General features: G+C 43.3%; 15 protein-coding genes. 9 read left to right on the top strand and 6 right to left on the bottom strand.

All coding sequences use genetic code 11. The annotated features are described in order from the left end of the window. Positions 1-2: 2 nt before the first annotated feature. Positions 3-1166, top strand: coding sequence for an ABC transporter permease (locus tag FKN05_RS02865; protein ID WP_170886870.1), 1164 nt, complete (start codon positions 3-5; stop codon positions 1164-1166). Continuing rightward, a complete protein-coding gene (locus FKN05_RS02860) occupies positions 1153-2301 on the top strand; it encodes an ABC transporter permease (RefSeq protein WP_099612517.1) in 1149 nt (382 codons plus the stop codon). The genes FKN05_RS02865 and FKN05_RS02860 overlap by 14 nt, the downstream gene beginning before the upstream one ends. A gap of 3 nt (positions 2302-2304) precedes the next feature. Here the strand turns inward: FKN05_RS02860 and FKN05_RS02855 are convergent, their stop codons facing one another. Beyond that, complete coding sequence (locus FKN05_RS02855; RefSeq protein ID WP_099612664.1) at positions 2305-2679, bottom strand: ATP-binding protein; 375 nt, start codon at positions 2677-2679, stop codon at positions 2305-2307. Positions 2680-2952: 273 nt separating this feature from the next. Between FKN05_RS02855 and metA the strand changes: the two genes are divergently transcribed. Further along, on the top strand, positions 2953-3894 hold the full coding sequence (gene metA, locus FKN05_RS02850; RefSeq protein ID WP_099612518.1) for a homoserine O-acetyltransferase MetA: 942 nt from the start codon (positions 2953-2955) through the stop codon (positions 3892-3894). A 157-nt stretch (positions 3895-4051) separates the two neighbouring features. Beyond that, entirely contained in the window at positions 4052-4765 is a 714-nt protein-coding gene (pilW, locus tag FKN05_RS02845; RefSeq protein WP_170886869.1) for a type IV pilus biogenesis/stability protein PilW, read from the top strand. A gap of 2 nt (positions 4766-4767) precedes the next feature. Here the strand turns inward: pilW and FKN05_RS02840 are convergent, their stop codons facing one another. After that, the gene (locus tag FKN05_RS02840) at positions 4768-4992 is read right to left on the bottom strand and encodes a hypothetical protein (protein WP_161427251.1); all 225 of its coding nucleotides are present in this window, start codon (positions 4990-4992) and stop codon (positions 4768-4770) included. A 358-nt stretch (positions 4993-5350) separates the two neighbouring features. Here FKN05_RS02840 and FKN05_RS02835 point away from each other — a divergent pair, with 358 nt between their 5' ends. Further along, positions 5351-5584 (top strand): glutaredoxin family protein, encoded by a 234-nt coding sequence (locus FKN05_RS02835; RefSeq protein ID WP_170886868.1) that lies wholly within the window; start codon positions 5351-5353, stop codon positions 5582-5584. A gap of 4 nt (positions 5585-5588) precedes the next feature. Here the strand turns inward: FKN05_RS02835 and FKN05_RS02830 are convergent, their stop codons facing one another. After that, positions 5589-6458: a LysR family transcriptional regulator gene (locus tag FKN05_RS02830; protein WP_170886867.1), complete on the bottom strand. Its 870-nt coding sequence runs from the start codon at positions 6456-6458 to the stop codon at positions 5589-5591. Positions 6459-6596: 138 nt separating this feature from the next. On the opposite strand from FKN05_RS02830, the gene FKN05_RS02825 reads away from it, so the two are divergent. The 4 genes from FKN05_RS02825 (at position 6597) to FKN05_RS02810 (ending at position 9707) form a co-directional block, all read left to right on the top strand. Next, positions 6597-7817, top strand: coding sequence for an MFS transporter (locus FKN05_RS02825; protein ID WP_170886866.1), 1221 nt, complete (start codon positions 6597-6599; stop codon positions 7815-7817). A gap of 42 nt (positions 7818-7859) precedes the next feature. Then, complete coding sequence (locus FKN05_RS02820; RefSeq protein ID WP_161427423.1) at positions 7860-8420, top strand: DUF1415 domain-containing protein; 561 nt, start codon at positions 7860-7862, stop codon at positions 8418-8420. An 88-nt stretch (positions 8421-8508) separates the two neighbouring features. After that, a complete protein-coding gene (locus FKN05_RS02815; RefSeq protein WP_099612525.1) occupies positions 8509-8859 on the top strand; it encodes a DUF2750 domain-containing protein in 351 nt (116 codons plus the stop codon). A 272-nt stretch (positions 8860-9131) separates the two neighbouring features. Further along, positions 9132-9707, top strand: coding sequence for a nucleoside triphosphate pyrophosphohydrolase family protein (locus FKN05_RS02810; RefSeq protein ID WP_099612526.1), 576 nt, complete (start codon positions 9132-9134; stop codon positions 9705-9707). Between the two features lie 153 nt (positions 9708-9860). On the opposite strand, the gene FKN05_RS02805 is transcribed toward FKN05_RS02810, so the two are convergent. The 3 genes from FKN05_RS02805 to FKN05_RS02795 are packed head-to-tail and all read right to left on the bottom strand — an operon-like array spanning position 9861 to position 14829. Continuing rightward, entirely contained in the window at positions 9861-12935 is a 3075-nt protein-coding gene (locus tag FKN05_RS02805) for an efflux RND transporter permease subunit (protein ID WP_170886865.1), read from the bottom strand. Positions 12936-12943: 8 nt separating this feature from the next. Continuing rightward, positions 12944-14062, bottom strand: a complete 1119-nt coding sequence (locus tag FKN05_RS02800; RefSeq protein WP_161427425.1) for an efflux RND transporter periplasmic adaptor subunit — start codon at positions 14060-14062, stop codon at positions 12944-12946. A 44-nt stretch (positions 14063-14106) separates the two neighbouring features. Then, entirely contained in the window at positions 14107-14829 is a 723-nt protein-coding gene (locus tag FKN05_RS02795) for a TetR/AcrR family transcriptional regulator (RefSeq protein ID WP_099612665.1), read from the bottom strand. Positions 14830-15049: the final 220 nt, after the last annotated feature.

The raw sequence follows: 15049 nt of genomic DNA, 5'->3' as shown, positions 1-15049 counted from the left end.
CTATGCTGCATCATCTACCTTCACAATGGCAATTATTACGCCATGATCATTGGCTACTCTCTTGCTTAACATGGGTTCCGGTATGCATCGGAGCCTTACTGTGGTGGATTTTCTCACAAGGAGTGCTACACAATTTGCCGGTGGGGGTTGTGGACTTGTCACAAAGCCAGCTCTCACGTCAACTGACTCGCTATTTAGATGCATCTTCAACCCTTGCCGTTACGCACCAATATCAAACCGTTGCGCAAGCAAAGGATGATTTAATCACTAGTCAAATTTATGCCTACGTAATCATTCCGCCGCAGTTTGATAAAAAAGTTTATCGAGGAGAACAGCCCAAAGTAACCTCTTTTTATACTAGCCAATACATCTTAGTAGGACGTTTGATCAATTCAGCCATTCTTCAAGCTCAAGGAACCCTTAACGCACAAATAGAAGGGCTAAAAACCTTAGCTCATGGTAATCAAACACCGCTAAGTGCCATGGGAAGGGCTGTTCCTGTCCAAACCCAAATGACCCCGTTATTTAATAAAAACAATAATTATACCCAATTTTTAGTCTCAGCCGCCGTGCCTGCTGTATGGCAAATCTTTATTGTCGTTCTAACTATTATGATCTTAACCGCCAATTATAGAGAATATGGTCTACACCACTGGCTCGAGGATCGACCGCTACGACGTTTAACCGCAACCCTGACTCCTTATGCAATTATTTTTCTACTACAGGGCATTATTTTTCTTGTCTGTTTTTATCGATTTATGCAATGGCCAATGCACGGTAGCCTCTCTGTGATCTTTTTTGCTCAAGCGATTACCGTAATCACCTGTATTATCATGGGCTGCTTTTTTTATTTTCTGACTCTCGATCCAGCACGAGCGATGAGCTTTGCTGGTGCGTTCACAGCACCAAGTTTTGCCTTCATGGGCGTTACTTTTCCAGCTTCAGATATGAATAGCCTTGCTTTAATTTGGCGAAACTTATTACCAATTAGTCACTATATTGAAGTACAGCTTTCACAGGTCAATTATGGGCTAACTGCCCTTCAATCGTTGCATCATTTAGTTCCAATGATCGGCTACTTTATTCCACTATGGCTCACCCTTGCCTTGATTCGTAAACATCAAAATAAAGAAACCATATCAGGGGGTGAACATGACCTTGTTTAAACTATTGAAAGCGGAGCTTAAAGCACTACTCACGAATCCTGTCGTCATGCTAACGATGTTAGGTGGGGTTGTCTTTTATTCCTTCCTCTATCCGCTTCCCTATAGCCAACAAACACCAAGAGAGCTGCCCATCACCGTGGTGAATTTGGATAAAAGTCAAACCAGTTATCAACTTGAACGAATGGTCGACGCAACACCTCAAGTGCGTATTGTTCAGCGCGATCCTTCTATTGAGGACGCTAAACTGGCTTTTCTACATGGTGATGTCAGCGGAATTTTAGTAATTCCTGAACACTTTTATAAAGACTTACTGCTTGGGAAAAGCCCAACGCTAGCCTACGCCGGAGATGCTGCCTATTTTCTGGTCTATGGCACGATCGTTGAAGGTTTAGCGCAAGCAGGAGGAACTTTAGCTGCGAAAGTCAAAATTTCCCGCCTAATCGTCGAGGGGGAACCACTAAGTATCGCTCTCGATCATGTTTTCTCACTAAAATCAAATCAAAAACCGGCATTTAATCCTCGTATGGGATACATAGATTATGTAGTTCCAGCTGTTTTTGTACTTATTTTGCACCAAACTCTGATCATGGCTGTCGGCTTACTGGTCGGGACGCAAAAGCAAGGTAACGGATATTGGAGCCGAGTGTCACCGCTTCGCTTAATTCTCATACGTAGCCTTCTCTTTTCAGCCTGTTATTATCTATTAAGCCTATATTACTTTGGTGCAAGCTTTAGCCGTTTAGGCGTTAATACATTAGCACAACCGATTGATCTTCTTTGCTTGTTATTTCCATTTCTCCTAAGTGCCAGCTTCATTGGTATTTGGCTTGGAGCATTAACGCCAAGACGAGAGCTGGTCACGGTCATTGTTTTATTCAGCTCCTTGCCATTAGTTTTCTCGGCTGGTTTTATTTGGCCAATTGAAGCGCTTCCTAAACCTATCACATGGTTAGCGAATTTATTTCCCAGCACACCAGGGATTCAAGGTTTTTTAGCTTTGAATCAAATGGGGGCAGAATGGCGACAGATCGCTCCACAATGGACACTGCTTTGCTTACAAACCCTAGGGTGGGGGTGTCTAGCTTGGTGGCAATTTAAACGTACAGGTAAAGGATCGCTCGTGCATCGAGATTAAACGCTATTCTTGCCACTGTTTACGCATGCGAGCGACAGTGGCGGTATCCACATGATGAATATTATCAAACTGCCCTCGGCATACTTTAATCTCCAATAGAGCTTGATACTTTTGAGCTAACTGACGGTATGCATCCATCTCCCATTGGCGGACAAACGTATTCGCGACAACAACACTCTCGCCCCGTGCTAACCAATACTCCGTCTGCTGTTGACACCACGTATGAGCCTGAGATAGCGCTTCTGGGCGATAACAATAGTCACCGTGCTCATTGATAAAATACATATCGGCTTCTATGTGTATTGCCGGTAATGTTTTAGCAAGCGTTGATTTTCCTGATCCAGGAAGTCCACGAATCAAAATAAGCGATAAAGCCATCATGAATTCATCCATTTGTTTATCCAAATCACTTGGCAGTGCAAATAGTTAACCAGTTATGCCCTTCCTAGCAGGGGTATTGGCTACGTTCGTTCACCCCAATCACATCGCCTGTCTATGCTCATGGAGGTTCACGCACTTGTCGCCTACCTACAACTCCAAGTGATTGGGGTATACATTAAATTAAGACCAATATTTTACTCTCGACTTTTTCCAACAACTACGCTATAAGTCTAGAAGTATAGACGTCCACAAAAAATCAGGGAGAATGTCGTGCCAATTAAAATTCCCGATCAACTACCAGCTACTGATGTTTTACGCAAAGAGAATATCTTTATCATGGCTGAATCTCGCGCTTCAACCCAAGAAATCCGACCGTTAAAAGTTCTTCTCTTGAACCTTATGCCGAAGAAGATCGAGACCGAAACTCAATTTTTGCGCCTATTATCTAACTCTCCGCTTCAAGTCGATATTGAGTTATTGCGGATTGATGATCGGCCCAGTAAAAATACCCCCGAAGAACATCTTAACGCTTTTTACCGTCAATTTGATAAGGTTCAACATCGTAATTTTGACGGTTTAATCATTACCGGTGCACCTTTAGGTTTAGTACAGTTTGAAGACGTTGCTTACTGGAACCATCTACAACGCATCATGGCATGGGCCAAAGAGCATGTAACCTCTACCTTATATGTTTGTTGGGCTGCTCAAGCCGCACTCAAGCTACTTTATAACCTGCCCAAACAGACTCGACCTGAAAAACTGTCTGGGGTTTATTACCACAATATCCATCAATCCTTTCATCCCCTATTACGCGGGTTTGATGATACATTCCTTGCTCCACATTCTCGCTACGCTGATTTTGATGCGGATTACCTAGCACAACAGACAGATTTAGACCTTCTCGCCACGTCTGAGATGGCGGGCGTCTACTTAGCAACAACAAAAGATAAACGCCATGTATTTGTCACTGGCCACCCCGAGTATGATGCCGACACACTCCATCAAGAATATGTGCGAGATTTAGCTGAAGGGCTACAGCCCCCTATCCCAATTAATTATTACCCTAACGACAATCCAGATAATCAGCCGAGAGCAAGTTGGCGTAGCCATGGACATTTATTATTTTCTAACTGGCTCAACTACTGCGTATATCAACAAACTCCCTACGATCTCGAACACTTTAGTGAAGATCGATTTACTAGAGACGACTAGCCTCCATCAATCGTATCCAAAGCAGCGCCTCACGCTTTGGATACACTAAGATTGCCAACTGGCTCGCATTGTTTTTCTTACGCTATTCTTGCTTGGTTCGATTTATCTATCATGGCTTATATACCAAGCTTCGGTTTGAGTCTTAAGGAGCAACGCCATGAAATACCTGTCAGCATTAACTCTATCAATAGGGCTAATGGGCTGCGTGACCATTACTGAACAAGAACAAGCGGAATCGCTCAGTACGCCAATTGAAATGGCAGAATCACGCATCGAACTTGGACTTGGCTATTTAGAAAACGGTAGTAGAGTCAAAGCTCGTCAAAATTTAGAAATCGCCCTGCAACACGCTCCTCACTACTATCGCTCTCAACTGTCTATGGCACATTACTTTGAAACCGTTGGTGAAAAAAAATCAGCGGCGCGCTTGTATCAACAAGCACTGCGCGATAACCCCCACAATGGTAACGTGCTCAATAATTACGGAACATTTTTATGCAAAGAAGGAGACTACGCAAAAGCGGATCAGTTTTTTATACGCGCAGTAGAGCAACCTTATTACTATTTGATCCCTGCGAGTTACGAAAACGCGGCATTCTGTGCCCTAAAAGCTAATGATGCGCTCAAAGCTAAACAATATTTTAAACGCGCCTTGGAACACGATCCCACGCGAATAAATTCGCTACTCCAATTGGCTAAGCTACAAATGGATGACAACGAATTTAACTCGGCGCGTATCCATTTAATGCAGCTACATCAACGATATGGCTATCAAAAAGCATCATTACAATTATTAATTGAATTAGAACAGCGGGCAGGAAATCATGCACTAGAGAAAAAGTATCAAACGTTGCTCGATAATCTCTCTTAATGTTATTTTTTGATGTTAGTCGGTCGACCATTTTTGCCGCCTTTACGGTCACGATAATGGACACGACGTTGACGCTTGACGCTTTTGGCTCGTTGAATCTTTAGGTATTCTCGATAGCCAATTCGGATAAATAGGGCCAAACCAATCAATAACAATAGGCTAAAAATTGCGATGAAAGGCTTACAAAGCCACTCAGGCTGACAGGGTAGATAGAAATCAAAATCCATATTGCCCCCTTACTTCATATTGACCATGCAAATACTCTAATGACTTTATCGGCTCAATTCATTTTAGCTTGAGGACTTCTTCATTAGAGCGACATTAATGGCTTAATTTCCTATTATTTAACACTAGAATTTGTTGACCTCAGTGTACAGGGAAATAACTTCAAAATCTGCTTGTTACGATGCTTTTGACAGAAAAAGAGCTAATGCATAATCCACCTGATGGCCTGTAACTGAGTTTATTAATGTGCTCGGCTAAAAATAATCAAACCCTAGCGAAAAGAGAAAAACGATTCACCGCCGATTGCATCACTACGGTTCAAACGCTAAACTCGCTCTCTTTCTGTCATTGAGCTTGATTATGAAACGTATTGTCCTTTATGTGAAAGATAAATGCCCTCACTGTAAAAGTGCCCAGCAATATTTAGATACAAAAGGGATAAAATATCGCTTATGTAATGCGAAAATGGAACGTGGTCGAAAAGAACTGGATGCTTTAGGGGCTCGCAGCGTTCCTGTTTTGAAAATTGCCGATCGGCTCATGATCGGATGGAATGCGAGTAATTTTGAACGCCTCTACCACAATAAAAGCTAAACGATTAGACATACTGTTTGACGAACTCGATAAAGGTTCTATCCGCATTAGAGAGATAAGCATCTTTACGCCATGCCAGCGCAAGATCGAGCCACAACGGAGGATGAAAAGGAACCGCCCTGACTTCAGGTTCATTATCTGTCACTAATTCAAGCAAGGCGGTAATCGCATATTCATGCTTAACAATACTAAGAATCATGGGTAATAGATTGGTTTCAAAAGAAATATTCGCTGTATGCTGATATTTTTTACAGATATGATCAATAAATTCACGATGAAAATATCCCGGTTTAAACATCACTAATTCATGCGAAAAAAATTGCTGAAAATCAATCACACTCTGTTCTGCCAACTCATGCTCAGGGCCCACCACTGCGACCATTTGGGAAGAAAGTAACGGATCAACCTCCAAATCATCCGGCACATCCTGATTTAAAATCACCCCAATATCCAACTCACCAGACAATAACATTTTCCGAATCGATTGAGTTCCCGCATCAATCACCGTCATCTTCAGTTGTGGAAAATGGCTTTTAAACGCCATAACAATTTGCGGGAAAAAATAGCTACCCATCATACTGGGAGCGCCAAGACGAACCTCTCCTTTCACCAAACCTTTTAGCTCATCAATGGCAAGTTGAGCATCTTCGATTTGCCTATCAATTCGCTTGGCATGTTCCAGTAAAACTTGCCCTTCATGGGTTAGCGTAATTTTACGATCATCGCGCTTAAAGAGGGTCACCCCAAGTTGCTGCTCAAATTTCTTAATTGAAATACTCAGTGCTGGCTGCGCGATATGTAACTGCTGCGCGGCATAAGTAAAATTTTGCCACTTAGCCACAGCTAAAAAATGTTTTAGATGACGAGTTTCCATTAACCATTAACCATTAACCATTAACCATTAACCATTAACCAAATATATTACAACGATAATTTTAATATATTTTATTAATTAAAAGAAGGCTGTTACTTTGATCACATCAACCACTACACTCCACTTGGGTAAGTCTCTATGATTGAACTACACAGCCCACAATATCGGCAAGTCACCTTCGCTTTAGCATTTGGGTCTTTTTTAGTTTTTTGTAATTTATACCTTTTTCAGCCGATGCTACCCTATTTAGCGCACCATTTTATGGTTTCTGAAACACAGATTAATTGGTTATTCGCCGCATCGACGCTGGCTCTCTCAATCAGTTTAGTCCCTTGGGCCATTGGCTCCGAATCTATTGGACGCCGCCAAGTCATGTTATTTGGGCTATTTGCTATGCCATTGATTGGATTGCTGATGTTGATCAGCGATCACTTATGGGTTTTGGTCTTAACCCGAGCACTAATGGGAATTGCATTAGCGGCATTTGCTTCGGTTGCGGTAGCTTATATGGTAGAAGAACTCTCCCCCCAAGCCTTTAATAAAGCGATTGGTGGCTACATTGCCGCAAACTCTCTGGGCGGGATCTGCGGACGCATTGCCGGAGGGCTACTCACCGATGCATTAGGTTGGCAAACAGCCGTCATCACCATGGCGCTCTTTACGTTATGTGGCGCGGTACTTGTTTTTATCCTTCTTCCTAAACAGCAACATTTCACGCCTCAAAGAGGGATGTTTTTTCATCATAATAAAGCCATGATTCGGCATTTAACCAATCGAACGCTTTGGCTAGCCATGCTGATTGGTGCCACCAATTTCGCACTGTTTGTAAATCTGTACTCAGTCATGGGTTTTCGCTTAGTTGCAGAACCTTACGCACTTCCTATTGGCTTAGCTTCTTTCATTTTCCTCTGTTATTTAGCTGGCACGCTCAGCTCTAAATTAACCAGCCATTGGACGCAACGGCTTGACGCCGTCATCGGTATGGCTCTGGGAGGCATATTGAGCATGCTTGGCATGTGGTTGGCTAACATTGAATCGATTCTATTTATGCTTTTAGGGTTAATTTTGATTAGTTTTGGGGCCTTTTTTACTCATACGCTCGCCTATGCTTGGGTTAGTCAAAAAGCTCCCCAAGCAAAAGCGACCGCGACAGCTTTGTATCTCGTCCACTACTATGTGGGGGGCAGTTTAGGTGGTTTCTATCTGCTCTATTGCTGGCAACATGGGGGCTGGAAAATAGTGACACTTGGCGGCTCAATTATCTACGGTGTACTCTTTAGCTTATGTTGGACACTCAGCCATCAGCATACCCGCTCACAAGAAATACCGCCTTCTTCAACTTATAAATCCGTCCATTAACATGCTAGAATCACACTCTAGACAAATAATAAACGCAGCCCAATGAACTCAACGACCAACCAACAAACCATCACTCAAAAAGTTAATCAATGGCTGAACGATGTCGTGATCGGGCTAAACCTTTGCCCTTTCGCAGCCAAACCACAACGCAATAAGCAAATCAAAATTCACGTCAGCCAAGCGCAAAGCGAAGAAGCTCTTTTGCAAGATATTTTGGATCAACTCCTTGAGCTCGATACCAAAGACCCCGAAGAGTTAGAAACGACGTTGGTAGTTGTTCCTCACTTACTGGCCGATTTTACGGACTACAACTTTTACATTGATTGGATTGAAGCACTGATCCGCCAACAAGATTGGGAAGGTATTTTCCAAGTTGCCACCTTTCACCCAGACTACTGTTTTGCCGGTACGCAACCTAACGATGACGAGAACCTCACCAACCGTTCGCCTTATCCTATTTTTCACCTGATTCGTGAAGAAAGTCTAGAAAAAGTCCTCAAGCATTATCCAAACCCGGAGTTGATTCCTGAGATTAATATTGAGCGGGTTTCCCAACTCACCGATCAGCAGCGTAAAGCACTTTTTCCCTTTCTATTTCGCTAAAATATCAACGGTAATCAGCATAAAACTTAATGGGATTTGACCCTTGAAAATGCTACCCTAGCCGCGTCATTCTTAGTGAGAGAATAAAATGAGCAAATTAACGGCAGATGTGCAAGCTAACCTAGATCTTTTCATCAATCAATCGCAAGAAAATCAATTGGTTTGGGGGCTACGTAACGAAGAAGGCTGGCTCTCTTGTGAATCAACCGAATTCGAAGACAGCGAAGTGATGCCTTTCTGGTCGAGTAAAGAAGATGCACAATTGCATAATGTAGAAGAATGGGCCGATTTTGAAGTATTAGAAATTCCGCTCGATATTTTTGTTGAAGATTGGTTGATCACTTTAGCCGAAGATGGTGTTCTCATCGGTACGAACTGGAATGCGAATCTTGAAGGAAAAGAGATCGAGCCGGCAGAGCTAGCTAAGCTTTACCTATAAACTAACTAAGCTTTACCGGTCAAAAAACAGCCCCAAACGCGCCTAAACTTTTATCCGACCATTCTTTTGTGTTCTAGTTACCACTTAGGAATGGCAGATACAGCGACTTGCGCTACTGATGACCTTTTCATACCTACGCCGCTCAATACTCTTTATCTAGCATTGAGCGGATTGTCTTATCGATTCAAGGTCATCACTATGCTTGCTGATGTCTCTCGTCCATAAAGCAAGCCCGTTAGCGTATTTTTTATTTTTATAATATGGATCAGAACATGTACTTATCTAAGCTGACTCAAGAGATTTATCACCACCTTTATCACGATATTCATGAATTTCGTAGTACGTTTGACCTACCAGTGGCCGACCCCGCTAGCTTAGATGCACAAGCCGATACGTTACATACCTCGTTAGCGATTGAAGAACTAACAGAACTTGCCGAAGCGGATAATAAAGTCGAGCAAGCCGATGCTATTGTCGATAGCATCTATGTCTTAATGGGGCGTCTCGTCCACCTTGGTCATACGCAGATAAATGATAATATTGCCATTAGTTATCTGATTGATTTACTGCTCAATGTTGCGGCGAACCGTGGCATCAATTTTCTTCCTTGTTGGGATGAAGTTCATAGTTCAAATATGAGCAAAGTCTGCCGTAATGAACAAGAATTTGCCGATACAGTTGAATTCTATGCCAAACAAGGCATTAAACTGATGGCCGTCCCAAAGGGCGACTATATTATTGCCAAATGTGCTGAAGATGTGGTGATGGAAGGGAAAACTATTCGCCAAGGTAAAGTACTTAAATCGGTTTATTACCGCCCAGCCGATCTCGTCTCGCTCACCCAATAACTACAAACATACTCTTCGCCTTTAACCACAACATATCCCAACAAGATGGTAGATTACCGCTTGGGATTTTATAGCGATGCTCCTCTCGCTCATTATACAAAAATGGCCGCATCAAAATGAAGCGGCCATCGTATTGACTCAAGTGAGCCGTTGTTAGTCTTGTACGACTAAACGCTCACCGTGCTGATTGATATCTTTTGCCAATAATAGATACATTGCAGGCACAACAAACAAGGTAAATAGAGTACCGATGGTCATGCCACTGGCAATTACCAGCCCCATGGCATAACGAGAGCCTGCTCCCGCACCGGTGGCAATAAGCAGCGGAATCATCGCAAGTACTGTTGCGGCCGTGGTCATTAGAATCGGTCGCAAACGAATCGCCGTCGCTTGTTCGACCGCCTCTCGCTTACTTCGACCTTCCAACTGCAGCTGATTGGCAAATTCAACAATCAAAATACCGTGTTTAGCAATCAGCCCCACGAGAGTTAACAGCCCCACCTGAGTATATATATTGATACTCGTGAACCCTAGACTGATAAAAATCAATGCCCCACACACGCTCATTGGCACGGTGACCATGATAATAATGGCGTTTTTAAATGATTCAAACTGCGCTGCTAAAATCAAGAAAATCACGATCAGAGCAAAAAAGAAGGTAACAACAAGCTGCTGGCCTTCACTTTTATACTGTCGTGATTGCCCAGCATAATCGACACTAAATCCGGCAGGTAACACTTCAGCAGATATACTATCGAGGATACCCAACGCTTCTCCCAGAGGTACGCCAGGACGAGGAACACCAGAGATTTTTACTGCATTGAGTTGTTGAAATCCTCGTAGCGCTTGCGGCTGCACCGATTCCGTTAAGGTCACTAACGCCGACAGTGGTACCAATTCACCCTGTTTATTTCGCGTGTAATAGTTAGTCAGTTGATCCGGATTCAAACGTTCTTTACGCTCTATTTGTGGAATAACTCGGTAAGAACGATTATCGAGTGAGAAGCGTCCGGTATCAGCACCTGACAATAAACTGCCTAAATCGGCGGCAATTTGCTGCATGGAAACGCCCATTAAGGCCGCTTTTTCACGATCAACCTCAACCGTTTGTCGCGGACGATTAATTTTTAAATCACTATCGACAAAAATAAACCGCCCACTGGCCATTGCTCGACCTAGAATTTCTTGGACAACTTCTTGTAGCGCTTCAAAAGGCTGAGTAGAGCCAATAATAAATTCAACGGGAGTACCTCCACCAGGAGAAGGCAATGAAGGTGGCACTAATGCAAAACTATTGAGTGCGGGTTGTTGAGCAAGGAATGGTTGAATATCCTTCTCTAACACCGTATGAGTATCTCGTTCCCTTCTTTCCCACGGGGCTAAGACGATCCCAGCAATCGCGGTATTGGTTCCCCCCATCCCATTAATGATAAAGACATTTTCTATCTCCTCAACGTGATCAACTAACTGGTTTAGCTCTCCGGTTGCTTGACTCAACGCATCCAACGTGTGGTAGCTGTCACTTTCTAAAATCGAAAAGATAAACCCTTGATCTTCGGCGGGCTCTAATTCCGAGGAGCTGGTGACAAATAAGAAATAACAAGAAACAAGCACAATTGCACCAAAGGTGAGTATGACACTCTTAGTGTCAAGCAAACTATGCAATGTGCGTTGATAAGCGTGGTGAAGACGATCAAACTGTTTATCCAGCCATTGCTCTAACGACTTCTCTTTTTCATGATTGGTATCGTGAGGCTTGAGAATATAGGCACACATAACCGGAGACAATGTTAAAGCAACAATTCCAGATAAAATGACCGATGCCGCTAAAGTAAAGGCAAACTCAACAAACAAAACTCCCGTTAGGCCTCCGACAAAACCTATCGGTAAGAATACCGCCACCAACGTGGTCGACATCGTAATGATTGGCCACGCAAGTTCACGTGCCCCCTGAATGGCCGCTTCTTTACGACTCTTCCCTTCTTCAATGTGGCGATGGATATTTTCCAGCATAATAATGGCATCGTCCACGACGACGCCAATCGCCAGTACCATAGCAAGTAATGTCAGTAGGTTAATGGAAAAACCCAGTAACCACATGAGGAAAAAGGTACCGACTAAGGAAACCGGAATCGCAACGGCCGGAATAATCACTGAGCGAATCGAGCCGAGGAAGGCATAAATGACCAACACTACGATAGCAAGCGCCAAAACAATGGAGATCACAACCTCATCAATCGCATTTTCAATATACTCAGTGGAATCGTAAGCGATATAGGCAGACAAACCTTGTGGGAGCTGTGGAATAATATCTCGGTCCCACACTTGACGAACTAATTCAATAACATCTAAAGCGTTTGCGTCAGGAGACACCTCCACCCCAATGAACGTTGCCGCTAACCCATTGAAACTGACCGAACTTTCATAACTTTCTGCGCCAAGTTCAACATCAGCCACATCTTCTAAGCGGATAACACTTTGTCCATCACTGCCAACAACTAATTTTTTAAATCCTTCGGCATCGCGTAAATCAGTCGCTGCCGTCAAGTCAATGGCGACCATTTGACCTTTGGTTCGCCCGAGTGCGGCTAGCACATTATTATTATTTAGTGCTGCAGCAACATCACTTCCGGTCAATCCATATGCCGCCATTTTGACCGAATCTAACCAAATACGCATTGCAAAGGTGCGTGCCCCAAGAATTTCAGCTCGCTGAACCCCGGGTAATGTCGATAATTGCGGCTCGACCACTCGGACTAAGTAGTCAGTGATTTGGTTATCCCCCAGCACTTGTGAATAGAAGGATAAGTACATCGCAGCAACACTCTCACCGACTTGCAAAGTAACAACCGGCTCACGAGCATTTTCTGGTAGCTCAGAACGAACTTTATTCACCTGCGCGGCAATTTGCGTCAACGCTTCATTCGGATCATAGTCGAGCCGTAAGTACGCTTCAATGGTACTATTGCCCGCCACAGAAGTGGAAACGAGGTAATCAATCCCTTCGGCAGCAGCAATTTCACGTTCTAACGGCGTGGTTATAAACCCTTGAATTAAGTCTGCGTCAGCACCAACATAAGTAGTACTAACGCTGATCACCGCATTTTGGATCTCAGGAAATTGGCGGACATTCATATCCATAATGGCACGTAGGCCCAAAAGAATGATGAATAAACTCACCACCGAAGACAGGATCGGTTTTTGAATAAACTTATCAGTAAAACGCATGAAGACTCCTACTGATTGTCGGGTGATGGCGCAACATCAGCACTTGGCTGAACTCGAGCATTATCACTAATAATAATTTGAGCACCATTACGTAATTTCAATAAACCAGAAGTGACGATACGCTCCCCGACCTCTAGCCCTTTTTCAATCACGATCAAATCGCCTCGACGCTCACCCGTTTGTACAAATCGCTGTTGAACCTTAAGCGTGTCATCTTGCTGCTCAATGACAAAAACCGAGTTGCCATAAGGGTTAAATTGAATCGCTGTTTGCGGAACTAAACTCACCGTCATAGGCTCCCCAGTATTGAGTTGTACTCGTGCAAACATCCCAGGGCGTAATGCTAAATCTTGGTTCTCTAGCGTAGCTTGAACTTCAATACTCCGGCTTGCTTCTCGTATTGACGGAGCAATAGCTGTTATTCGTCCCACAAAGGTTTGCTCAGGTACAGAATCAACACCAACTTGAACACTTTCCCCTAATTCGATATTGGGTAACTGCTGTTCTGGTAAGGTAAAATTAAGGTAGATTGGCGCAAAAGATTGCAATGAAACCACCGTATTGCCAGGCGATAATAGTTGTCCTAAGCTGACTTGGCGAATCCCTGCCACACCATCAAAAGGCGCACGAATCGTTTTTTGCGCAATCCGTGCTTGCTGGCTTTCTACTGCCGCAGCCGCTTGCTTGGCTTCACTTTCACGTAACCGTAATTCTGACTCGGATACATTTTTTTCTCGATACAAACGCTGGTAACGAGTGAGTTCTAACTTAGCGAGATCTTCCACCGCTTGTAGCCGTTTTAATTCGGCTTTATCAACGGAATCATCCAGTGTCACCAATAACGTGCCTTTTTTGATACGCGTCCCATTATCAAAATAGATACCATTAATTATCCCACTCGCCTCCGTCGTCAGCTCGGTACTGTGAATGGCAGCAAAGCTACCGATGGCACTAACAAAAGGTTGCCATTGGTCAGTTGTTACTTCACTTGCCGTCACAGTGACTGGAGGAATCGGCATATTATCGAAAAATTGATTCATAAAATGGTTGCCGACAGCTTTGTAGGCAAAAATGCCCCCAAAAATCAGCGTACTGACGATTAACATCAGGATCATGCGTTTTAACATGAAAACTCCTTGCTGGTTGATCCTAAAAATAGAGAGAATAAAAACTAACGAAATAGAGCCTTTTTTTCTAATTCCGCTTTTAACTCAGTAACTTTGCTTAAAATAACTTTATCTTCCAATGATAATAAGGGCTGCCATTGCATCCCATTCAATAGCATCGTGATATTGCGATACAACTGCATAGAATCGGGCGCTACCGATAATGATTCTAAGAGACCATGAGCATTGGCTAAAACGTAGTGCCCTTGACATAGGGCCCAAGGTGCCAGTGATATATCCATCGCTGAATAACCATGATCGGGTAACTCACCACGGTTCAATGCCTCTTGCGCAATGTGACTGACCACATCGCCGATCGGCTTGCAGCAGCTAAAAATTTTCTGGCGTTGATTGTGCGACACATTTTCCCAAACCGCTTCGGTAAAAACGTACTGTTCTAACTTAGCATGTTGAGGGTTTTTCTGCTGAAATAATCGATCCGCAATCGTAAGTGCTAACATCTTATCTCGACTATTTAGCGGCATAGACGCAATGCACTCAAAAACGTCTAATCGCCAAGCTACTTGCTCTGCCACAATGGCTGCCAGCAAGTCCTCTCTTGAACTAAAATGTTGATACAAGGTCCCCGTTGCATACTGACATTGCTTTGCAAGCTTCGCCATGTGTAAGTTTAAAAAACCACACCTTTCGATCATTTTACCTGCGGCCTTTAAGAAGAGATGTTCCCTTTCTTGTCGCTCTCGTTGCTTTCTTTCGGAAGTTGTCATAATGATTAATGTTGTGAATACGATATAAATTATGAACATGATTCAAAAAATGATCAATCGTCATAATTCACAGTTATCTTACAAAATGTTGCAAAGTGTGTATCAATCCCCGTGGGTCGTCATAACCGCCATCATCGTTGCATAAAAAAAGCCACCCCGAGAGCAAGGTGGCAGAGATGGCAATAAAAGCCTAACAAGAACGAGAATGTATCAATAAGAG

This window comes from Vibrio sp. 1-1(7), assembly GCF_013048485.1.
Lineage (GTDB): Bacteria > Pseudomonadota > Gammaproteobacteria > Enterobacterales > Vibrionaceae > Vibrio > Vibrio fujianensis.
Note: the sequence above shows the minus strand (reverse complement) of the source record. Positions and strands in the feature narration are given on the sequence as shown.

Coding starts and splice junctions, on each gene's coding strand:
- FKN05_RS02865 (WP_170886870.1), top strand. CDS start 3: ATGCTGCATCATCTACCTTCACAATGGCAATTATTACGCCATGATCAT.
- FKN05_RS02860 (WP_099612517.1), top strand. CDS start 1,153: ATGACCTTGTTTAAACTATTGAAAGCGGAGCTTAAAGCACTACTCACG.
- FKN05_RS02855 (WP_099612664.1), bottom strand. CDS start 2,679: ATGGCTTTATCGCTTATTTTGATTCGTGGACTTCCTGGATCAGGAAAA.
- pilW (WP_170886869.1), top strand. CDS start 4,052: ATGAAATACCTGTCAGCATTAACTCTATCAATAGGGCTAATGGGCTGC.
- FKN05_RS02840 (WP_161427251.1), bottom strand. CDS start 4,992: ATGGATTTTGATTTCTATCTACCCTGTCAGCCTGAGTGGCTTTGTAAG.
- FKN05_RS02835 (WP_170886868.1), top strand. CDS start 5,351: ATGAAACGTATTGTCCTTTATGTGAAAGATAAATGCCCTCACTGTAAA.
- FKN05_RS02830 (WP_170886867.1), bottom strand. CDS start 6,458: ATGGAAACTCGTCATCTAAAACATTTTTTAGCTGTGGCTAAGTGGCAA.
- FKN05_RS02825 (WP_170886866.1), top strand. CDS start 6,597: ATGATTGAACTACACAGCCCACAATATCGGCAAGTCACCTTCGCTTTA.
- FKN05_RS02820 (WP_161427423.1), top strand. CDS start 7,860: ATGAACTCAACGACCAACCAACAAACCATCACTCAAAAAGTTAATCAA.
- FKN05_RS02815 (WP_099612525.1), top strand. CDS start 8,509: ATGAGCAAATTAACGGCAGATGTGCAAGCTAACCTAGATCTTTTCATC.
- FKN05_RS02810 (WP_099612526.1), top strand. CDS start 9,132: ATGTACTTATCTAAGCTGACTCAAGAGATTTATCACCACCTTTATCAC.
- FKN05_RS02805 (WP_170886865.1), bottom strand. CDS start 12,935: ATGCGTTTTACTGATAAGTTTATTCAAAAACCGATCCTGTCTTCGGTG.
- FKN05_RS02800 (WP_161427425.1), bottom strand. CDS start 14,062: ATGTTAAAACGCATGATCCTGATGTTAATCGTCAGTACGCTGATTTTT.
- FKN05_RS02795 (WP_099612665.1), bottom strand. CDS start 14,829: ATGACAACTTCCGAAAGAAAGCAACGAGAGCGACAAGAAAGGGAACAT.